Source organism: Dictyobacter kobayashii (assembly GCF_003967555.1).
Classification (GTDB): domain Bacteria; phylum Chloroflexota; class Ktedonobacteria; order Ktedonobacterales; family Ktedonobacteraceae; genus Dictyobacter; species Dictyobacter kobayashii.
This window is the reverse complement of sequence record NZ_BIFS01000002.1, coordinates 1,818,120-1,839,360: the sequence shown is the minus strand read 5'-3', so window position 1 is coordinate 1,839,360 and position 21,241 is coordinate 1,818,120. Positions and strand designations below refer to the sequence as shown.

The 21,241-nt window shown below is 50.5% G+C and carries 22 protein-coding genes; 17 read left to right on the top strand and 5 right to left on the bottom strand.

What is annotated here, in order from left to right; genetic code table 11:
• Positions 1-158: 158 nt before the first annotated feature.
• A complete protein-coding gene (locus tag EL645_RS34465; protein WP_126556967.1) occupies positions 159-731 on the bottom strand; it encodes a TetR/AcrR family transcriptional regulator in 573 nt (190 codons plus the stop codon).
• Between the two features lie 623 nt (positions 732-1,354).
• Here EL645_RS34465 and EL645_RS34460 point away from each other — a divergent pair.
• The 9 genes from EL645_RS34460 to EL645_RS34420 all read left to right on the top strand — a co-directional run bounded on the left by EL645_RS34460 (position 1,355) and on the right by EL645_RS34420 (position 9,333).
• Positions 1,355-1,966, top strand: a complete 612-nt coding sequence (locus tag EL645_RS34460; protein ID WP_126556966.1) for a DoxX family protein — start codon at positions 1,355-1,357, stop codon at positions 1,964-1,966.
• Positions 1,967-2,020: 54 nt separating this feature from the next.
• Positions 2,021-2,242 (top strand): hypothetical protein, encoded by a 222-nt coding sequence (locus EL645_RS34455; protein ID WP_126556965.1) that lies wholly within the window; start codon positions 2,021-2,023, stop codon positions 2,240-2,242.
• A complete protein-coding gene (locus tag EL645_RS34450) occupies positions 2,236-2,469 on the top strand; it encodes a hypothetical protein (protein WP_126556964.1) in 234 nt (77 codons plus the stop codon). Before EL645_RS34455 ends, EL645_RS34450 begins: the two co-directional genes overlap by 7 nt.
• A gap of 41 nt (positions 2,470-2,510) precedes the next feature.
• Entirely contained in the window at positions 2,511-4,214 is a 1,704-nt protein-coding gene (locus EL645_RS34445) for a hypothetical protein (RefSeq protein WP_126556963.1), read from the top strand.
• A gap of 129 nt (positions 4,215-4,343) precedes the next feature.
• Positions 4,344-5,417 carry a serine/threonine protein kinase gene (locus tag EL645_RS34440; RefSeq protein ID WP_161977925.1) on the top strand — a complete coding sequence of 358 codons (1,074 nt, stop codon included), beginning with the start codon at positions 4,344-4,346 and terminating at the stop codon, positions 5,415-5,417.
• The gene (locus EL645_RS34435) at positions 5,384-5,803 is read left to right on the top strand and encodes a tetratricopeptide repeat protein (RefSeq protein WP_126556961.1); all 420 of its coding nucleotides are present in this window, start codon (positions 5,384-5,386) and stop codon (positions 5,801-5,803) included. Before EL645_RS34440 ends, EL645_RS34435 begins: the two co-directional genes overlap by 34 nt.
• Positions 5,804-5,898: 95 nt before the next feature.
• Positions 5,899-7,452, top strand: a complete 1,554-nt coding sequence (locus tag EL645_RS34430; RefSeq protein ID WP_161977924.1) for an amidohydrolase family protein — start codon at positions 5,899-5,901, stop codon at positions 7,450-7,452.
• An 84-nt stretch (positions 7,453-7,536) separates the two neighbouring features.
• A complete protein-coding gene (locus EL645_RS34425; RefSeq protein ID WP_126556959.1) occupies positions 7,537-8,244 on the top strand; it encodes an ECF transporter S component family protein in 708 nt (235 codons plus the stop codon).
• Between the two features lie 129 nt (positions 8,245-8,373).
• On the top strand, positions 8,374-9,333 hold the full coding sequence (locus EL645_RS34420; RefSeq protein WP_126556958.1) for a TIGR03560 family F420-dependent LLM class oxidoreductase: 960 nt from the start codon (positions 8,374-8,376) through the stop codon (positions 9,331-9,333).
• Between the two features lie 60 nt (positions 9,334-9,393).
• On the opposite strand, the gene EL645_RS41795 is transcribed toward EL645_RS34420, so the two are convergent.
• Together EL645_RS41795 and EL645_RS41790 are read right to left on the bottom strand one after the other, a co-directional pair.
• On the bottom strand, positions 9,394-9,921 hold the full coding sequence (locus EL645_RS41795) for a glycosyltransferase family protein (protein ID WP_218032193.1): 528 nt from the start codon (positions 9,919-9,921) through the stop codon (positions 9,394-9,396).
• Entirely contained in the window at positions 9,891-10,292 is a 402-nt protein-coding gene (locus EL645_RS41790; RefSeq protein ID WP_218032192.1) for a glycosyltransferase, read from the bottom strand. Before EL645_RS41790 ends, EL645_RS41795 begins: the two co-directional genes overlap by 31 nt.
• Positions 10,293-10,580: 288 nt before the next feature.
• Here EL645_RS41790 and EL645_RS34410 point away from each other — a divergent pair, with 288 nt between their 5' ends.
• The 6 genes from EL645_RS34410 (at position 10,581) to EL645_RS34385 (ending at position 17,601) form a co-directional block, all read left to right on the top strand.
• Positions 10,581-11,441 (top strand): YwqG family protein, encoded by an 861-nt coding sequence (locus tag EL645_RS34410; RefSeq protein ID WP_126556957.1) that lies wholly within the window; start codon positions 10,581-10,583, stop codon positions 11,439-11,441.
• A gap of 52 nt (positions 11,442-11,493) precedes the next feature.
• Entirely contained in the window at positions 11,494-12,117 is a 624-nt protein-coding gene (locus EL645_RS34405; protein WP_126556956.1) for an HNH endonuclease signature motif containing protein, read from the top strand.
• A gap of 245 nt (positions 12,118-12,362) precedes the next feature.
• A complete protein-coding gene (locus EL645_RS34400) occupies positions 12,363-13,058 on the top strand; it encodes a hypothetical protein (protein WP_126556955.1) in 696 nt (231 codons plus the stop codon).
• Complete coding sequence (locus EL645_RS34395) at positions 13,058-13,723, top strand: ABC transporter permease (protein ID WP_126556954.1); 666 nt, start codon at positions 13,058-13,060, stop codon at positions 13,721-13,723. The genes EL645_RS34400 and EL645_RS34395 overlap by 1 nt, the downstream gene beginning before the upstream one ends.
• Before the next feature lie 331 nt (positions 13,724-14,054).
• Complete coding sequence (locus EL645_RS34390) at positions 14,055-14,318, top strand: hypothetical protein (protein WP_126556953.1); 264 nt, start codon at positions 14,055-14,057, stop codon at positions 14,316-14,318.
• 283 nt (positions 14,319-14,601) lie between these two features.
• Positions 14,602-17,601 carry an alpha-mannosidase gene (locus tag EL645_RS34385; protein ID WP_174845330.1) on the top strand — a complete coding sequence of 1,000 codons (3,000 nt, stop codon included), beginning with the start codon at positions 14,602-14,604 and terminating at the stop codon, positions 17,599-17,601.
• Between the two features lie 57 nt (positions 17,602-17,658).
• On the opposite strand, the gene EL645_RS34380 is transcribed toward EL645_RS34385, so the two are convergent.
• Positions 17,659-18,696 carry a cytochrome P450 gene (locus EL645_RS34380; protein WP_126556952.1) on the bottom strand — a complete coding sequence of 346 codons (1,038 nt, stop codon included), beginning with the start codon at positions 18,694-18,696 and terminating at the stop codon, positions 17,659-17,661.
• The gene (locus EL645_RS34375; protein WP_126556951.1) at positions 18,678-18,872 is read right to left on the bottom strand and encodes a hypothetical protein; all 195 of its coding nucleotides are present in this window, start codon (positions 18,870-18,872) and stop codon (positions 18,678-18,680) included. The genes EL645_RS34380 and EL645_RS34375 overlap by 19 nt, the downstream gene beginning before the upstream one ends.
• 197 nt (positions 18,873-19,069) lie before the next feature.
• On the opposite strand from EL645_RS34375, the gene EL645_RS34370 reads away from it, so the two are divergent.
• On the top strand, positions 19,070-20,089 hold the full coding sequence (locus EL645_RS34370) for a zinc-binding alcohol dehydrogenase family protein (RefSeq protein ID WP_126556950.1): 1,020 nt from the start codon (positions 19,070-19,072) through the stop codon (positions 20,087-20,089).
• A gap of 237 nt (positions 20,090-20,326) precedes the next feature.
• A complete protein-coding gene (locus tag EL645_RS34365; protein WP_126556949.1) occupies positions 20,327-21,229 on the top strand; it encodes an ABC transporter ATP-binding protein in 903 nt (300 codons plus the stop codon).
• The last annotated feature ends 12 nt before the right edge of the window (positions 21,230-21,241 follow it).

The window sequence follows — 21,241 nt, the reverse complement described above, 5'->3', positions numbered from 1 at the left end:
AAATATGCGTGTTTACGGTTGTACCAGGAGTGCGGAGAGCCGTGATTGATCACATACACGCCCCATTTGCCCTGGCACAATCTCCTAGGCAGACAACGTTTGACACTCATTTAAGAAAATAAATAAGTGTTTAGGCACTCATTTAAGAAAATAAATTTTTAGGGTCCTGTCACCGCATTCCAGAAAGCGGTAAAGCCAGCATCCCAAAAACGGTCTGCCTCTGAAGGATGGAGTGCAATGAACTCAATGGTCATATTCATGAGAGAAAGGAGTAAGGCCGTACCAAATTCATAGGGCTGATCTTTAAGAGCGCCACAGGCAAACGTCTCTTGAATCATCGCATGAAGAGCTTCGTATCCTTCCAGACTCAGGCTTTTAGTCTGTTCCCAGATGGAATCCGAAACGCTCAATTGGGTGATGACTTTGTATTTATCAGGATGAGCAATGCCGAACCGAACATACATGTCCCAAACCCAACGAGCACGGACCCCTAAGCTTGCATGGGCAGGATACGCGTCAAGCATATTTGCTCGCACTTCAGCCTTCAATTCCAAATACAATTCATTGAACAGTGTCTCCTTGGTCTCAAAGTAAGTAAATAGTGATCCTTCAGAGACTCCGGCTACTTTGGCGATTTTGGACGTAGGGACACTCAAACCTTGCTCGGCGATCAGCTGAACTGCTGCCGCAAGGATAGCGTCGCGTTTCTCTAGACTTTTGGGTCTTGCCATACACTCTCACCAATCGAATAATGACTGAGTACGCACTCATTATAGTAGAAAGGAAAGCTTTTTGCAAGGCTGAGCGATATATCCGAACAAGACGTTTTAAGACGAATCATGGCGCGTCGGTACGCATGTACTTTTGAGGTCAATTTCCTGGAAAAGACATCTTCTGTATTCCCCTCGTTGAAGCGGATTTGGTAAGACTGGTATAAGACGGTACAATTTTTGTGTCTTCATTTCAATGTCTTGTACCATACATTTTAACTACTTTGTCATGACATTATTCTGGGTTTCCTCCGTTTTTGCCTGCCAACTGTAGGCATGTGTGCGTGCATATCTTCATATATATAGTCATTCATTGTCCCGGCGAGTAACAATTTACTTTGCCAGGTTTTTTTATATTGTTCCTCCCACTTCAATTCGGATTCCTCCCTCCTTAATTCATTGTGCATTTGCCATTGGTTTGTGGGCAGGTATTAAGACCATATAAAAGACTTTGGAAGAATTCTAGGAGATGGTCGAAAGCTTAACGCTCTATACTCATCATAGATTTTGTACTTGTAGCAATATGTTTCTTAGGTTTGTAACTCTGATGCATGTGAGAGCGGCATGCAAGAGGAGTCATCTTGGTGAAGAATAAATCAGTTTTACAGTTAGAACGGGACGATCAGACAGCAGACAAGCGGTTGTCGTTCCAGTCTCATGCTACTGAGCTGCCTCCCAGGCCTTATACGACAAGGCCACGCGTTATTGGCAAAACGGCCAGTAAGCAGCCAATGGCGCTATGGCGTCTGCGCATTGTTGCGCTATTGCGCGTACTTTGTGGTGGCTTTTGTCTGGGAGATGTCTGGTTTAAGTGGCACGCGTCCTTCGCTGATACGTATCTCTTAATCCTATCCCGTGCCGTTGGTGCCCATACGCCGATTGCCGCCAACTGGTTCGCCTGGTGGCTACATGTCGCGCAGCTGCATACACAGGCATTTGTCGTCGGTACGCTGCTGTTAGAACTTTGTCTGGGCATCTGTCTTATTTGTGGACTGCTTACCAACCTTTCTTGCCTGGTCGGCATGTTCCTGACATTGCTGGGCTGCATGGGCACTGGCATGTTTGCTGGTTTCTTTGGACAGGGTTCACTCGATGTGGGTGTGCTGGTCGTTTTTTTACTGGCCTTCCTGGGCTTGATACTGAGTCGCGCCGGCCAGTACGTTGGCCTGGATCACTGGCTGCGTCCGAGCAATTAAGCTTGCAGCATTGGCTGCAATGGATAGTGTACATGTAGTCTGAGAGGATCGTTTATGGCATACAATGAAGCATCTCAATTTTCGGGCTACCTGGGTGGATCACCGGGTTCACAGCTTCCCAACCCTATGATGCAAAGTGGTGAGTCAGCGTTTGAGCAGGGTCAGCTCCCTGGCGCTGGCCAACAGAGGGCGAAAGAGAAAGATACCTCTTTCTTTCACGGTGAAGCATTGGCTCGCGATTTCTGGGCTGAACATAGTGGACCTGGATTGTGCTGATTTTTTCAGCTGCTTTCTCACTATTCCTGGTCTGTATGGTCTTGTTTGGTCAGATTCCCGGGAAGAGCTTTTCTTTGAAGAGCGCTTCGGATATCTTCCAGTTCGTTGGCGAGGGTATCGGTCTCTTCTTTTGTACGCGTATTGCTTTACGACTCTATCGGGTCTCTAATCAATTGCGCCGCCAGTTGCTTGAGAGCAAGGCTGCCCGGCGTGCCCCAATGAGCTAGCTAATATTCATAATGAGGCGCAGGCGGCTCGCCGGGCGTTTATGGCCTGGGCCTTGCTGGCCTGCGGGATTGCTCTTTATGCGAGTGGGCAGGCTATCTGGACCAGCTATGATATACGGATGAATAGCGCCGATGTGCCATTTCCTGGTCTCTATGATATTGGTTTTGTGGCCTCGTATCCTTTCTTTCTGCTAGGAACGCTTTTCCTGACCCGGCGTAATAAGGCTTCGGTCGGCCGGGTGCGCTTACTACTGGATGCGCTGGCGGTGATCGGAACAGCGCTGGCCCTGTCCTGGTTCTTCCTTTTGAGTCCTTTGATCGCGGGCCTTACGCAGTCTCCAAGCGCGGGAGCCTCTATCCTTTCTATCTACTTTCCAACTGGAGACCTGTTCCTGGTTGCGATTGGCGCCTTCTTGATGTTCAGTCCGCTGGCCCATCGCGCCCAACAACCAGTCTTTATTCTCCTGTGTATGGGACTCTTCTTTCTGGCGGTCACGGATAGTTTGCTGGCCTTCTATAGTCTTTCAGGCAGCTTTAATACTGGTACCTTGCAAGATGTGCTCTGGCCCTTGAGCCTCTCTTTGATTGGATTGGCGGCCGTTGAATATCCACGCAGTATCGCCCGTGAACAGGAACAGGATGAGCGCTTAAAAAATATACGCATGACGGGCAGCTCAAACCTGGCTCCGACCCGGCTGACACAATTGAGTATGACGGCACAAACGATCGCGCCCTTTATTCTGGTGTTGGGCACCTGTGCCATCCTGTTGACCAATATCGCACGGCGCGGTGGCACAACATTGATACAGGCCGATATAGTGGCCCTGCTGCTGATCTTGATCGTGATTGCCCGCCAGGCTATGACACTGTTGGAAAATAACCGGCTGACGATGCAGATGCGCGGCGAGCTGGTGATTTCCAGACGTGAACTACAGGTGACGCGACGTGAGGCTGATGAGGCGACACGTTCAGCCCAGGAAAAGCAGATCATGGAACAGGGGATCGCGGCCCTGCGCGATGTACATGCCCGCGTGGCTCGCGGAGATATGGTGGCCCGCGCCCCAACAGTCAGTGGTCCACTGCTGCCGATCGCCATCAGTTTAAATCTGATGTTGGACCGTATCAGTGCTCTTTCACAACGGGGCGCCAAATACGATCAACTGGCCCAGGAGTGTCGTGTCTTGCAAGAAGGGGTTGATCGACTTGGGCAGGGGCTGCCTCCATGGGCACCTAATCAGCCAATGCCTCAGGGCGCGGCCGAACTGCGCTCAGTCTATCTGGGCCTGGCCCATATCCAGCGTCGTCAGGAGAGTCAGTGGCGCCGGGTCGGTGGCTCAATGGACTCGATTAGCAAACTTACCCGTCGTATCCATGAAGCTCTAAATGAAATCAAGCATTCTAATCTCTTTAAAACACAGGTGAATGCAAGCTTTGAGCGTATGGTGCTGGACCGCGTTATTCGTGAGGTAGATCTGCTAGCAGAGCAACAGCACAATATCAGTAACCAGGTCTCCCAGATCAATCTGCGCAATGAGCGCTCAAGCCAGAGTGAAGAGAGCGGCAATCACCATAAACCAGCGCTGTCGCCTCAGCGACCGATCACCGATGCGGCCCATGAGATCCGTTCACTGCTCCCGCCACGTCAGGATCATTCACATGTCTTGAGCTCAAACGGGCACAGCGAGCTGAGTCAACATCTCTATCAACCACATCATCACTTAGAACATTTACCTTTGGACGAATAACGGAATGGGGGAAGGTTTAACATATTGTGCTCAATTATAGGCAATGTGAGCTCCTTCTCCCCTCTAGTTCATGTGTGGCGCTAATATTTCCATAACTCAGAAGAGAGGCCGAATGAGATGGAACACAATATGCAATACGAGCCGCAGGCTGGATCTAAGGCTCTGTTTTGTCTGGGACATCCCTCGCACGCTCTACAGCCCGAGGAGGTCGTCTGCCGTGTATGTGACGCACTGGCGGCTCATACTACGCTGGGGATCTATGAGGTCCAAAAACTTCTGGGGATTGGAAGAAGCGGCCATGCCTATCAGGCGATTCATCAGCGCTCTGGACAACCAGTGGCGATCAAGTTGTTTCCAGCTTTTATGGCGAATCCAGAACTATGGGAGGCGGCTCGGCGCGAGGTGCGTGTGACGACGGCTTTGCGTCATAGCTCCATCCTGTCGGTTTTTAGTTGCAGTACCTGGTCACCCGAGCAGTTAGATGGCGGAAGCGGCGCTCACTACGAGTGGCCATCTGACTCGACCAGTATGTATCTGCTGACACTTTGTCAGTATATCCCGGGCACGCTCAGCCACTTTGTAAACTACCTGCAAAAGGGTGAAAATCAGCAGGCGCTTTACGAACATGGCAGTTCGCCGCGTGCCCTGGTGATACATGTGTTGCAACAAATCGGCTCTGCGCTGGCAACTGCCCATGCACGGGGCATCGCCCATGGTGCGCTGGTCCCCGGCAATATCCTATTTTCTAGCTATGAGCGGGTCTGGGTAGCTGATTTTGGCCTGGCACGCCTGCAGCCACCTCCCGCACCTTATCTACCACCTGAACTGTATGCAGCGGCCCAGGCAAGTCAACAAGGCAATGTGCAGGCTTATTGGAAGGCAGCGAATCCTGCCAGCGATCAATATATGTTTGCCATGCTCTGCCAGCAATTATTGCCGCAAACCTTGCAAAAACAGGATTATGAGCCATTGTTGCCAGTTTTAAATCGGGCCATCCATCCTAAACCGGAACGGCGCTATCCTTCCTTGCAGTTGTTGATCCAGGATCTAGTAGCGCTAACGGGTAGGCCGGCCCAGCCGCAGTTAGCCCAGCAGTTCAAACAGCCCCGGTGGGACCACATAGACGTCTTTCAGCGCCTTCCAGTGCATCGTCAAGCACGGGCTCTGATATGGCTTACTCACGGCGCAATAGCAATCCATTAACGCCTATACCCGCGTTTGCCTCTGGACCGCTGACGCCAGCCCTGCCAGCGACTCCGCTTACTCCCGCTACGCCATTGACGCCTGAGGACTGGGAGAAACGCGGCGATAAATTATTTACGATGCGTGAATACGATGAGGCATTGAAGGCTTATCACCGGGCGGTCGAAGTAACGTGGGGCAAGGCACAACTCTGGCTGGCGCTAGGCGATACTTACTTTGCCCTGGAACGCTATAAAGAAGCCTTAATGGCCTATGAACAGGCCATGCATATCAATCCGAACGATCCACAGATCTGGATCAACCGTGGCACCGCATTGGATGCGCTGGGACGCCATCAGGAAGCGCTTGACTGTTATGAACGCGCCGACCAACTACGCTCGGCTTGATCTTGAAGCTCGATCTCCTGTTTTTTCTACTCCCTACATACGTTATTACAGTATGCATGTTTGTGGTCAAACAGGGAATGCAGAGGAGTTTTTGTATGCAGACGATTACCAGGGTACAACCACATAATATTTATGAGGATGAACAACAGCGGGCCAATCTACGCCAGCTGTTGATTCGTGGCTGTACCCTCCTGGCACCAGATGAACCCGGTAAATTGCTCCATGATCAGGATATTCTGATCGTGGACCGCTATATCGTCGCCGTTGGTCCCAGCGGGACGCTATCATTTAATCCAATGCGGGTCGAAAGAGTCATTACAGGTAAGAATCGTTTAGTACTACCGGGACTGATTAACGCCCATACGCACTCTTTGGAGAATCTGCTTAAAGCGACCTCTCCTTCGCTACCATTGGAATTGTGGCTGGTACCTTTATTCGGCGATGCGCTTGAATGGTCGCCACATCTGGTGTATCTGAGCACGCTGCTGGGTGCGTTAGAGATGTTGAAAACTGGCACGACCGCCGTCCTGGACCACCTTTGGACCAGTGCAGGCGTGGCCGGTAAGTATCTGGATGCTACAATGCATGCATATCATGATGCGGGTATCCGGGCTGCGGTAGCGCCATCTATCGAAGATCGTGATCTGGTGCTGGAGGCTGGCTTGAGATATGGTCTGCGCTTTCCATCTCACCCTTTTACAGATCGGTTTAGAGACTGGGAGCCTATCGCGACCCAACTGGAGGTACTGGAACAGTTTATCACTGATTGGGATGATAGCGCCAATGGCCGTTTGCGCTGTTTTACTGGCCCCAGTGGTATCCATTGGTGCAGTCCGGGTTTATTGGAAGCCTGTCTTAACCTTTCCGAGCGCTACCAGACAGGGATGCATTTACATGCGGTTGAGACTGAATTGCAGGCGGCGGTTATTCGTGAGGCGCTTGGTCAGGGTGGCATTCGCTACCTGGAACAGATGGGGATGTTACGGCCCGGAACGTCGCTGGCCCATACAATCTGGCTGGAGCCGGGCGATCTTAACATACTGGCCCGTAGCGGCGCGACTGTGGTCCATAATCCAATCAGTAATTTGCGTCTGGGCAGCGGCCGCTTCCCATTATCGGATGCCCTTGATCAAGGTGTGACGGTAGCCCTGGGCAGCGATGGCTCGGCCAGCAATGATAGACAAAATATGTTTGATGTGCTCAAACAAACCGGTTTAATGCATAATCTACCGCATATAGATTATCATAAATGGCCACAGCCAGATGATATATTACAGGCCGCCACCCATGGAGGTGCGACCGCACTAGGACTTAGCTCAGAACTTGGACGCATCGAGGAGCAGCAACTGGCCGATCTTATATTGCTTGACCTGGATGCAGATGCTTTTGTGCCTTTGCGTGATCCATATTTACATTTAATTTATTGCGAGCATGGTACGGCGATTGATAGTGTCATTGTCAACGGTGAGATCGTGGTAGAACAGGGAAAACTGCTGAATGTTGATGAAGCAGCCCTGCGACAAGAGATCCGCGATCAATGTCGCTTTGCCCTGGCGCACGCGCCAACATCACAAACACTTGTCGCCCATACCAATGAGATTCTGGCCCAACTTGATAAATTACGTCACTTAATCCTTCAGAAAGATTAAGGACTGTAGTTATTTTTAACAGGCACCTGTATTTTCATAATTTCAGGTTATCTCTACTCTATTTTTTAAGGGAGGACTTTCCAGATGGAAGATTCATTGAAGCAGCCAGAGAATGTTGAGGTCAACCGCAATTATCCCGACGAGCCACCAGCAATTGAGGGAAGCGAATCAACCAGCATCCGCTATACGTTTCGCTTTACTGGCTGGCCCGGTCTATCTCAACTGGTCGCGATAGCTGTAGCGACGGCGGTCTATACTGTCTTATCCTGGCTTGCGGTGGTGACGTTGCCGAGCCCGGCCCTTGGTGTTAGCACAATCTTTATCGCTATTGGCTTTGGTATCCCCTTCGCCCTCTGGTTTGGTGGCTGGGCCTTTGTCATTGCCTATATCGGTAACTTTGTAGGAGCAGGCCTGCTAACTGGTCTGCCGGTGCTGGTAGCGATCCCATTTGGTGCCGCTGACTTTATCCAGCTCTGTATCCCGATGCTGCTCTATCGCTTCTTTGCCTATCGCTTCGGTGTCAGCCCGGTCGGCAAGGATGTCTTCACCAGACGCGGCTTTATCTTTTTCCTGATCTGCGCCGTTATTCCCAACAATATCGTCGGCGGCCTCTATGGCAACCTTGTGCTGCTACTGACGGGACAGGAGCCCGCCAACGCGTTTGTCCTTAGCTGGTTCACCTGGTCGGGCACCAACATGATAGTTGTGCTGGTCATCAGCTCAATTCTGCTCTCAACCCTGACCCCCATTGTTGAGCGCTTCGGCCTGACCGTGCGTGATGCCCTACGCTAAGCTCTCTCCTTATCTGGCTATGCCAGGCCCGCCCCTTTCAATTGAAAGGGGCGGATTATTTTATTTGCAATTATTGTTGCATACAATGTATAGTCATCACTATAATCAAAGAACCGAGGTTTGTAGACAATGGTAGAAATCTCGATCATGATCGAGGGCCAGAATGGTCTGAATTGGCCTTACTGGAAACAACTCGCGGCCGAAGTCGATCAGCTTGGCTTCGCCGGCCTATTTCGCTCCGACCATTTTACCAATCCCAATCCACCCGATTTAGACTCACTGGAAATGATTATCTCCCTGGGCTACCTGGCTGATCGGACAAAAAATATCCATTTTGGTCCCCTGGTGGCGCCAGTCTCTTTCCGCGAACCCACCTTGCTGGCCCGCCAGGCCGCAGCCATTGATGATTTAAGCAATGGCCGTATGATCCTGGGCTTAGGAGCTGGCTGGCAGGAGCGTGAACACCATCTTTTTGGCCACGAACTGGGCGATGTAAAGACACGTATGGCACGCCTGGAAGAGGCTCTGGAGGTTGTAACACGTCTGTTCCGCAGCGATGAGCCGGTCACTTTTGAGGGCCATTTCTTTCAGCTGCATGGCGCGACACTGCTGCCACGCCCACAACGGACCGGCGGACCGCGCATCTTAATTGGTGGCAATGGTGTGAAGCGTACCCTGCCACTGGCCGCCCGCTATGCCGATATCTGGAATGCCGTCTTTCTGACGCCGGCCGATTTCAAGGAGCGCTCGCAAATCCTGGATACGCTACTGCAGCAGGAGGGACGCCAACCATCCGCGGTCAAGCGCACGGTAATGCATGGCCTGATCTTTGCTCGCGATACCAATGAGTTGGAGCATAAGTTGGGTCAGTTTCGCCAGGACCCGGAGTTTAATGGTCTGACAACCGAAGAATTGGTCAGTAAGCTTGTGGCTGCCAACAAGTCTATCATTGGTACCCCGGATCAGATCGTGCAGCAGCTCCAGGCTTATACGCAGGTGGGAGCCGAAGAAATTATGCTGCAATGGTTCGACTTTGAAGATATTGAAGGTCTGCGTGCTTTCGCCAACAACGTTTTGCCGCGCCTATAAGCTTTGTAAAATGCATATGGACAGCCTGCCACGTTGTCCATATGCATAGTCATAGATTATTTATGGGTGCCGTGTAGGGCGTGGTGGAATGGCAAAGGTGTTTTTCCTCTGAGCGTTTGTGACAGCGCCTACATCCTCTGGCTTAGGATCTGCTGCTTTCTCCGCATACGGGGGCCACTGATTTTCTACGCGCTGTGGGAGCGGCGGTGGCGGCATGATACGATGAACATATCTGACTTTCGGTTGTGATTTGGGGACCGATACCTTGCTAGCACGGGTTTTTAAGACATAGATGAAGGCCTCGAGTACAATACTGCGTGACATCTTGGATTGACCCAGCCGGCGATCGACAAAAGTGATGGGCGTCTCAACCACGGTAAAGCCTTTATTCAACACGCGGTACGTCATCTCTACCTGGAAGGCATAACCATGTGACTGCACCGTATCCAGATCGATGCTTTCTAAAACCTGGCGCCGGTAACAGCGAAAACCACCGGTACAGTCACGCACGGGTAGCCGCAGAATACTACGGGCAAAAATATTACCGCTACCACTGATCAAACGACGAATAAATGACCAGTTGGGCATACTTCCCCCGGAATATAACGTGAACCGATAACAAGATCAGCATTATTGATAGCACTCAAAAAGGCGGGCAAGTGTTGTGGGTCATGAGAAAAATCAGCATCCATTTCAAAGGCAGCATCATATTTATGGGCAATCGCATACTTAAAACCAGCTATATAGGCCGTGCCCAGCCCTAACTTTCCAGGTCGGTGCATAATATGAATACGCCCATCCTGTTTTTTCATCTCCTCCACCAATTGGCCCGTACCATCTGGCGAATTATCATCCACGACCAGCACCTCCGTCTCTGGCACGTAAGCAAAAATACCACTTAATAAAGATGGCAAATTTTCGGCTTCATTATATGTTGGAATGATAATCAGTGTTTTCATGTGTTTTTTCCTTTGCTGCTGTTTGCTTGAATATAGAACTCTGTTCAACACAACGCTCAACAGCCATATTCAGCTACACAACAAAGTTTACTGTTAGCGCAAAATCTGCATGACTTGACCTCCAATTAAGCAGCAAAAGTTGCCTCAAAAGACTCTGATGTCTCGTACTAAAAGTGAGTTCCCTGAAAAAATATAGCCCTACGCCTTCCCGATTTTCAGGGAATAAGCTAGATTATGTTCATCCATATGATGTGATGAATAATAGTATGTGATAGAGGATGGAGATATATGAAAATTGGTACGGTTCAGACTGCTTTAAAAAAAGCAAGCCTGGTACGTTTGTCGCCGTATATTAAGGTCTTGATTAACCCCGCCATCAAGCTCAAGACTACACCTGTCAAAGATGCTCAGTCGGAGGCGAAACTGCCGGTGGGTATATCTAAGGTGGGTGGCGTTCCAGATCTGCCAGCAGGACAGCAGTGGCCGGTGTGGAAAGACATTCCACAATCTTTTGTGGCACAAATTCTGCTCTCGGATGCCGCACCTTATGATGCCAATCATGTATTACCCGAGCAGGGAATGCTCTGGTTTTTCTACGACGCCGGGCAAGAGACGTATGGAGAGAATCCACAGGATGCGGGTGGCTGGCGTGTCTTCTACAGCAGCGATGTACAACATTTACAGCGAGCAACTATACCCAAAGCGCTACCTGCCCAGGCTCGCTTTAAGACCTGTACCGTTAGCTTTGCATCCACACTGACAATGGCTCAACAACCACAACTGGAGGTTGCTGATCTGACATGGAATAATGACGATCAGGCCAAATACGATGCTGTGTACGCTCGCTTTACCGATACCGGCGACAAAACGTTGCCTCACAATCAAATGCTGGGACATCCTGAGACGCTTCAGGATGATATGCGCCTTCAATGCCAGATGATGACTAATGGGGTCACCGATATCGATGATCCAAAAGTCGCTGAATTGACCAAAGAGGCGAATGCCTGGCAACTCTTATTGCAGGTAGATAGTGATGAGAGGATTGGCATGAACTGGCCCGGCTCTGGTATGCTTTACTACTGGATCAAGCTGCCTGATCTACAGGCACAGAAATTTGATGGTACCTGGCTCGTGGCACAGTCAGATTAAGTTCCAGCGGAACACCACATCTGAAGGATCAGACATAAGGAGAAGTCGAATTATGAGGAAAGGTATCATGTGGGTAGGGCTGTTCACTCTTCTTGTCATTTTTTTCAGTTCGTGCAATATTCCTATTGATATAGGGGTCTTTGGTGGCCACCAGACATCAGGAGGGCAGCAGAACGCGTCAGCTGGCGCCTCAGGCGCTTTTAATGAGGCTGCCCCTGATTGGGGCCACCAGACCAAAACCACTGGCTGCCAGGCGCAAGGGCCAATACAGGATAAAGAGTGTACCCCTGGCAATATTTTCGCGAATTTGACCCGCGAACAGGTCTGCACACCTGGCTATGCATCATCTGTACGCAATGTAGCGGTCAGTACAAAAAATCTGATCTATGCTTCGTATGGCATCACCAAACGCAGTCCGGGACAGTATCAGATCGATCACCTGGTCAGCCTGAAGTTGGGCGGCACCAATGATATCTCGAATCTATGGCCCGAAAGCGCCACACCTGTACCTGGATATCACGAGAAGGATAAAGTAGAAAACTATTTAAGCGACCAGGTCTGTAGCGGGAAACTATCCCTCAAAGATGCACAGATCCAGATTGCCACCAACTGGCTAGAGGTATATAACCGCATGCCCGACAAATCATCAAACAAATACAATGCCCCCACCGATTAATAAGTAAATCTTCTGTGGTGCAAATTTTGCGCAGTGCGCAAAATTTGCACCACAGAAGAAAAAAACTCGGGCGCGAAGCGCACGCACCCAAGAAAGCTCACCTCCCTCAACAGCATTATAGTTTTATTGGAGAATCATGAGAAGTTTCTCATGATTCTCCAATAAAACTATAATGCTGCCAACTTATGCTTACTTCAACCGAGAAAAAACATTCTGCTTAAAAGTTGAAGGAGTTTTCACCCATTATGAAGTTTCTTGATCACGTACGTGGCGAGGTACGTATCTTAGGCTGGTTACTCTTTATTATTCCTGTTGCTATTATGCTTGCCTTTGCCTTATTGGCCATGATGATGTTTGTTGGGCACGTCAACCGGGATTTCACAGCCGCTATGCTTATCGCGGGCCTGGAGGCCTGCGGCCCTCTAACACTGGGATTGCTGATGGCAACCATGGCGATCCAGGACCCCGCGCTCGAGTTGCAGTTGACGTTACCTGTCCGTTATCGGGTTACGATGTTCTTACGCTTCTTCTTGATTGTCGTGTGGACCATGCTGGTTGAATGCCTGGCCACGCTGCTACTGCATGCCATCCTGCCCTGGGTTTTGCCCAAAGATCTGCTCGCCTCACAATTAACCTGGCTTGCCCCAACCATCTGGTTTGGCGCTAGCGGCACCATACTGGCCCTGCTTTTACGCAATCGCGCTACCTGTGGAGCGGTACTGGGCTTTTTGTGGTTGATTGAACTGGCCTTTCACGGCTACTTTGCCGCCCAGGCCTGGACGCAACCATGGTTTCTGTTCGCCACTTTATATACACCCACTGCCAACTTCTGGTTAACTAATCGGCTCGAACTGTTAGCAACAGCCTTACTACTCTTTATTGTCTCATGGTGGTATCTCGGCCATAGTGAATGGCGTTTTTATGGAGAGGATAACTCATAATGAATAGTATTTCTGTGATCGGCGGAACCTTACGCTACGAATTTTCCATGCAAATACGTCGCCGTGCCGTCTGGCTGGTGCTACTATTGATGAGCGCATTCATCTTCATATTGTGGTATGCCTTTGCGGGTCCTGACTTACTGCATGGCTACTATAGTCACGGTCCCGATCATCCAACTCCGGTCTGGGTAGCGCCACAACCGCGAGATGCCGTACTTTACCTGGCCCAGTTTGCCGCCTGGTTTTTCCCTATTGGCTGTGGCCTGATGCTGGCGGACCGCATTGCCCGCGACTACACATTGCATGTCAATGAAATCCTGGATACCTTCCCTGGCCCACTTGGAGCTCGCCTGCTGGGTAAATATATCGGCAGTACCCTGGCCACTCTTCTGCCAGCCTTACTCATTTATAGCCTGGGTATTGGTTATATCTTCAGTCAGGCCCCTGACCCGCAGTTGATCCCATTGGCCCTGGAAGCCTTCTTAGCTGTCCTCTTACCAGGCATCCTGTTTGCCGCTGGCTTCTCAACCGCCTTACCCACCTTTATCAAGGTACCGATCTACCAGCTACTTTTCATCCTCTACTGGTTCTGGGCCAATCTCATGAGTCCGCGTTTCCACATCCCAACCCTGGTCGGAACTATGCTTAATGCCACCGGACCCTGAGCGCAGGAAGCCTTCTTTCACTTCCAGTGGGTCTTCCTCAAACTCAATCCAACCCCAGGCCAGGGCCTGCTCAGTATTGCCCTCCTCATCGGCTCTGGCTTTGCCGCCATCGGACTGGCCTGGCTCTACCTACAGTGGAGGTATGCTCACCGCTAATAGTATCAATTCAAAGAGTCAAAGCAGCATGAGGATTGGCCCTCATGCTGCTTTGTGGTCTGGAAATCTGGGTATGGAAGTTGCAGACGACACTCTTCGTTAGCGTAGCTCCATACTTCAAAATTACCGCTTTTAATGCTCTTCCTGAGAATATATAGAGGAGGAGAAAAAAGCTATGGCACATTTACGCTTCATGAATCCACAGAACTCTAAAATTACGGGATCGCTCAAACGCGCACAGCAGCTTATTCGTAGTCAGTATGTCTATCTGGAGGAACATCCTGATCTCGCGCCCAAAAATTTTCGCCGTCTGTGTAAAATCTCCCAACGTTTCGAGGCCTTAAGCCGGCTTCACCCTCAAGACGTTGATGAGGCTGAACTAAATCGGCTCCTGCAAGAACTCTCCTCTATTATTGCTAGCATGCAACAGGCCGCCTGAGAATATACGACATCAATAGTGTAGTTTACAAACAAAATGATATATAGAAGAGAAGGGGAATACATGTATTTCCCTTCTCTTCCTCTTTCCAGCGCAACACATGCCCCTCACTACAATGTTGCTGCCTTATCCACTTTTACGACACACACTATAAATTCGCGACCAAATATCGAGGCAGGCTAACATTTATGCTAACCCGGTGTTACAATGTTTTCCAATGACGAGTTCGCGAATAATTGTTTATCAGCGTTTATTTGTGTAGTTGCAAAGAAAGAGAAATGCTTTGCCTTATCATCATATAAAAACCCATCGTTCATTGGCAGCAACCCTACATAACATTGAGAAGGTGATTTATACACCTCTCATTGAACTGCATACTGAGGCATGGATTACTCCTGAACCGGTCGCTTTTGCAGAACGTCAGGCTGGCCGACATGAAACCATTTCCCTGGGTCAGAGCTGGGGCAAACTATGGGATTGCGCCTGGTTCCATTTTACTGGTCGGGTGCCCGAACAGGCTGCGGGCAAAGCAGTGGTATTGCTAATTGACCTCAGTGGCGAGGCCTATGTGGTAGATTCTAAAGGCTGTCCAATTCAGGGCCTGACCACTGTGAGCTCTGAATTCGATCTGAGCCTGGGCCGGCCGGGTAAGCGTGTGTTTCCTTTGACCAATAGTGCACAGGGAGGCGAAAACATCGATCTCTGGGCTGATGCTGGCTGCAATGATCTGTTTGGCAAATATCAAGATAGTGGCACATTAAAAGAGGCCCATGTGGCGCTCTTTCATGAGGAAATATATCAGCTCTATTATGATTTTGAGGTTCTCCATGAGCTGATGAACCAGCTGCCAGCAGATAGTGCCCGGCATCAGCGGATTCTCTTTGCGCTCTCTAAGGCAGCCAACGAGCTGGTGGATTATACGCCAGAGGAGACCAGGCTGGCCCGGGAACATCTGGCTGCGGAACTGGCAAAAACTGGTGGCACGCCTTCATTGCATTTGAGCGCGATTGGTCATGCCCATATCGATCTGGCCTGGCTCTGGCCGCTGCGGGAAACCATTCGCAAAGGGGCGCGTACCTTCTCGACCGCGCTGGCTATGCTGGATCGCTATCCCGATTATATCTTCGGTGCCAGCCAGCCGCAGCTCTATCAGTGGATGAAAGAGTACTATCCACAGCTCTACAAAAAGATTGCTCCCCAGGTCGCGGCTGGCCGCTGGGAAACGCAGGGAGCGATGTGGGTCGAGCCCGATACCAATATATCGGGCGGCGAGGCCTTGATTCGCCAGATCCTCTATGGCAAACGCTTCTTCCGCGAGGAATTTGGGACCGAGCCAAAGATGCTCTGGCTGCCCGATGTCTTTGGTTATTCGGGGGCGCTCCCTCAGATCCTGAAGAGAGCCCGGGTCGATTATTTCCTGACCATTAAACTATCCTGGAATACCTTCAATGTTTTTCCACACCATACCTTCTTCTGGCAGGGCATCGATGGCTCACGTGTCCTGGCCCACATGCCGCCCGAAGGTACCTATAATAGTTCCGCTGCCCCACGCGCTTTAATTGCTGCGGAAAAAAACTTTGCCGATAAGGCTATCTCTGAGTATAGTACCCTGCTGTTTGGTATTGGGGATGGTGGTGGTGGCCCCGGTACCGAGCATCTGGAGCGCCTGGCCCGCGAAAAGAATCTGGCCGGCCTGGTTCCAGTCAAACAAGAGCCGATCGAGACCTTTTTTGAGCGTATCGCTGCTGATGCGGATGAATACAAGACCTGGGTTGGTGAGCTCTATTTGGAGAAACACCAGGGTACTTACACTACACAGGCGCGCAATAAACGCTTTAATCGTAAGATAGAGCTGGCCCTACGTGACCTGGAGTTCGTGGCCGTGCTGGCAGCGCGCACGCCTGATTACACGTATCCCACGGCAGAGCTGGATACAATCTGGAAAGAGGTCCTGCTCTATCAGTTCCATGATATTCTGCCAGGCTCCTCCATCACTCGCGTCTATGATGAGTCACTGGCCCGTTATGAAGAGTTGATCCAGCAGGTGCAGGAACTGTCCCAGCAGGCCCGGGCGGCCTTGCTCACGAAAACAGAAACGGCCTCAGTTACACTCTTTAACTCGCTGTCATGGGAACGGCAAGAGTGGCTGCAAATCAATGGGCAATGGCACCATGTCACCGTTCCTGCTCTAGGCTATACCGCCCTGGAACAGGCCGCCAATAGCGGCCGCGAGGATACCACCGGCCAGATGGCAGCCAGCAATGAAGTACTGCAGAACGATAAGTTGCGCGTACATTTCGCGCCTGATGGTAGCATCCAGTCCATCTTTGATAAAGAGCTACAACGCGAGGTGCTGGAACCAGGCACTTATGCGAACCGGTTAGCGGTCTATCATGATGAGGGTGACGCCTGGGACTTCCCAATCCAGTATGATGAGCAGAAGCCACGCTATTTCAAACTGGAAAAAGTAACGGTCCGCGCTGAGGGCCCGCAAGCCATCGCCGAGCAGCATTATAGCTTTGGCGAATCAAGCTTACAGCAGCGTATTATCCTGACAGCTGGTAGTCCACGCCTGGATTTTGTGACGCACGTGGATTGGCAGGAGAGCCATAAAATGTTGCGTACCAGCTTCCCGCTGGCCATTAATGCCTCTGAGGCCACCTGCGACATCCAGTTTGGCTCCATCAAACGTCCAACACACCGCAATACCAGCTGGGATATGGCCCGCTATGAGGTCTGCGCCCACAAATGGGTCGATCTCTCACAGTGGGATTATGGCGTAGCGCTATTGAATGACTGCAAGTATGGTCATAAAATCACCCAGAACATACTGGACCTCAATTTACTGCGCAGCCCTTCACATCCCGATCCAGTCGCAGACCGGGCGGAACATGACTTCACCTATGCGCTCTATCCTCATGCCGGCAATCATATCACCGGCAATGTGGTACGCGCTGGCTATGAGCTTAATGTCCCACTCCAGTATGCACAGGGTCAGCCTCAGCAAGGACAGCCAACAGCGAGCTCTTTTGTCCAGGTAGCGGCAGAAAATGTTGTCGTCGAAACGATCAAAAAGGCAGAAGAGAATAATGATATAGTTGTACGACTATACGAATCATCAGGTGCTGGCACCCATACAGCTGTGACCATCAATACCCCGCTCAAGGCGGTCAGCAGTACCAATCTGCTGGAAGAGGTTGAACAACATTTGCAGCCACAGGACAATACTGTCGAAATTAATTTCAAGCCTTTTGAGATTGTCACTTTACGCATTCAATTATAAGTAGCACTTAATGGGCGGTCCATTATTTCTCAAAAAAGTAATGGGCCGCCCGTAGTTTTATATGCCAGGGCTGACTAGATGCGCACTGCCAGTCGGAGTAAACGTCACTGGTAGGTTGTTGACCCGGCGAAAGAAGGTCAGGGTGGTTGGCTCGGTGACGGTGCCAGGGACAACATGCAAATTGGGCAGCTGCTCCAGGATCATGGGTAAGGCAATAGCTGATTCCAGGCGCGTGAGTGGCGCCCCCAGACAGGTATGAACCCCATGGCCAAAGGCGAGGTGCTTGATTGGCTCACGCTCAATATCAAAACGCTCGGGATCAGTGAAACGCTCAGGATCACGGTTGGCCGCGGCCATCCAGGCAAACACCATATCGCCAGCATGAATGAGTTGATCACCCAGCTGCACGTCGTTTTTGGCCAGCCGAAACATTCCCCACAGGATGGCGCGATAACGTAATACCTCCTCGATGGCCCCGGGCATCAGCTCAGGCCGTCGCTGTAACTGCTCTATCATGCCAGGATATTCGTCAAAACACATAATCGCCAGCGCCAGGAGGTTCTTGGTTGTTTCGTGGCCCGCAAACAAGAGCAGAATACAGAACGAGATCAGTTCTTCCTCTGGGAGATGCACACCATCAACTTCAGCCGCCAGCAATTTGCTCATTAAATCTGCCCTCGGCTGCAAGCGCCGCTGGCGCAACATACCAGAAAAGTACTCCGACATCTCATCCAGGGCCTGGGCTCGTGCCTTCTCTATCTCTTCATCAGGCTCATTCCCATTGCCAATGCTATCAGCCCAGCGTCGATAGAGATCACGATCACTTGGCGGTATGCCGATCAACTCCGCAATTACAGTGACAGGAAACGGATAAGAGAAATCCTGCACAAAATCGCACGCCCCCTTCTGCTTCATGTCATTCAATAAATTCTGCGCAATCTCCTGGATACGCCCCGAGAGCTGCGTAATTGCTTTGGGCGTGAAGACCTGGGCCACAATATTGCGCAACTGATTATGGCGCGGCGGGTCCATCGTCAAGAAGCTAATACCATTGCGCTGATTAGGTGTATCCTCTGCTATCTTCTGTGTGCCCACTCCGAAGAAAACTGATTGTAATCCGTAAGTACCCGCTCAACATCTCGATAGCGAAATACATACCAGCGTTCAGTCTCAGCATCATAATGGACTGGATGCTCAGCACGCATCTCACGAAACCAGGCAAAAGGATCCTGTTCATGGATCGGCATAAATTGATTCGCCTTGCGTACCATCTGGACACTCCATTTCATCGCACATATAAAGAAGTTTGGTTAAACAGGTTACGCGGCCAGGCCACAATCAATAAACGTCTTGATGAACTGTATTGAGACGCTATGGCTTTATTAAACGTGCTTATAAAGAATTTAATAGAGCGGTTTCGCAAACAAACACAAATAAGCAAGCCATAGTATAAAAAAGGATGGTTTTTATGAAGGCAATTGGATTATATCGCTATCTGCCAATTGAGGATCCTGAGAGTTTAGTGGATGTTGAAATCGACAAACCGACCGCTACCGGGCGTGATCTTCTGGTGAGGGTGCAAGCAATCTCCGTCAATCCGGTTGACACCAAGATACGAGCTCCTAAGCCACAGCAAGAGAAGACGCCGAAGATTCTCGGTTGGGATGCGGCTGGAATTGTTGAGCAGGTCGGCCCCGAGTGCCAGTTATTTAAACCGGGCGATGAAGTCTATTATGCAGGCAGCGTTACCCGTCCAGGTGGCTATAGCCAGTTTCATCTGGTCGAGGAGACTATTGTTGGGCATAAACCCAAAAGCCTGAACTTCGCGCAGGCGGCCGCCCTTCCACTCACCGGCCTGACAGCCTGGGAAGGACTGTTCGATCGCCTGGAAATCAACAAAGATGCAACCCCCAATGCTAATAAAAGTATCCTGATTATCGGAGCCTCGGGTGGAGTCGGCTCCATTGCCACACAACTGGCTCACTTCGCTGGCCTCAAAGTAATTGGTACCGCATCCCGACCCGAAACAATCAAATGGGCTAAAGACCATGGTGCCGACTACACCATCAATCACCATCAACCTTTTGCAGGGCAATTGAAAGCACTGGGACTAGAAACAGTTGATTATATCTTCTGCCTGAACAGCACCGATAAACACTGGGATAATATTGTTGAAACCATCGCCCCCCAGGGAAAAATCTGTTCAATCGTAGAAACCGAAGGACCATTGAATCTCAGTGCGCTACAACACAAAAGCGCCACATTCGTCTGGGAATTTATGTTCACGCGCTCAATGTTCCACACCAGCGACATGATCGAGCAACATCACATCCTCGATACCCTGGCCGAACTAATCGGTAGCGGCAAAATCCAAACCACGCTCACCGAACGCCTGACCCCCATCAACGCCGCCAACCTACGCACCGCCCACCAAAAACTCGAATCCGGCAACACCATCGGCAAAATCGTACTAGAAAACTTCAACTAACTCCGCCACATCACTCATTTACATGGGCATGTAAATGAGCATGAGAAGCTGTCTCCTCCTCTAATATCCTAAAGGAGCAACCAATAAAAAGGCGCGCGCGCGCGCGCGCCTTTTTATTAGAAATTTCTCATAAATTTCACACAAACTTATAATCCTCATGCCTTATGCTACCCACAACGAACAAAAAGACCAGCATGCATAAACAAATTTCTAGCAAAAACAAAAAGGATTTTTCGAATGCAAATTATTATTCAAGATGTAACCAAAACGTATCGCGGCGGCGTACAGGCACTCAAAGGACTAGACCTGACCATCCCCAACGGCATGTTTGGCCTGCTAGGCCCCAACGGCGCCGGTAAAACAACCTTGATGCGCATACTCGCCGGAATTCTGCATCCAAGCAGTGGAAATATTCAAATTGGTGCACTGGACGGAACCACTGAACGCGGTCGGACCGAGATCAAACATCTGCTGGGCTATCTACCACAAGAATTGGGAATGTATCCCGACCTGAGTGCGCGTGAGTTCCTGGATTATGTGGCTATTTTGAAAGGACTCGCTAACCGCCGCGCGCGCCAGGCCCGCGTAGATGAATTATTAGAGTTAGTAGCCCTCCAGCAGGTCGCCGGGCGCAAGATCAAAACCTTTTCAGGTGGCATGAAACGCCGCGTAGGCATCGCGCAAGCATTACTCAACGATCCCCAGTTCCTGATCGTCGACGAGCCCACAGCTGGCCTTGATCCCGAAGAACGCATTCGCTTTCGCAATCTACTCTCCGATATGGGCGGCAACCGTACCGTGCTACTTTCCACCCATATCGTTGAGGATATCGGCCAGACATGTAGAAATCTAGCCGTCATGAAAAGTGGGCGCGTCATTTTCCAGGGTACTATTAGCGAGCTGATTCAACAGGCCCGGGGACACGTCTGGCTACTCACAATGCCGGGTAACCAGCTAAAGCCCGAGGGTGATTTCACCATTGTCTCCACTTTCCACCAACAAGAGGGTATTCAATATCGCATCGTTGGCACACCACCATCCACCCGGGGAGCCTTACAAGCTGAACCAGGTCTGGAAGATGGCTATGTCTGGCTGATGCGCGCGGACCTTCCAGTCACGCAGCAATTATTACGTTCATAACTGCTATTGATA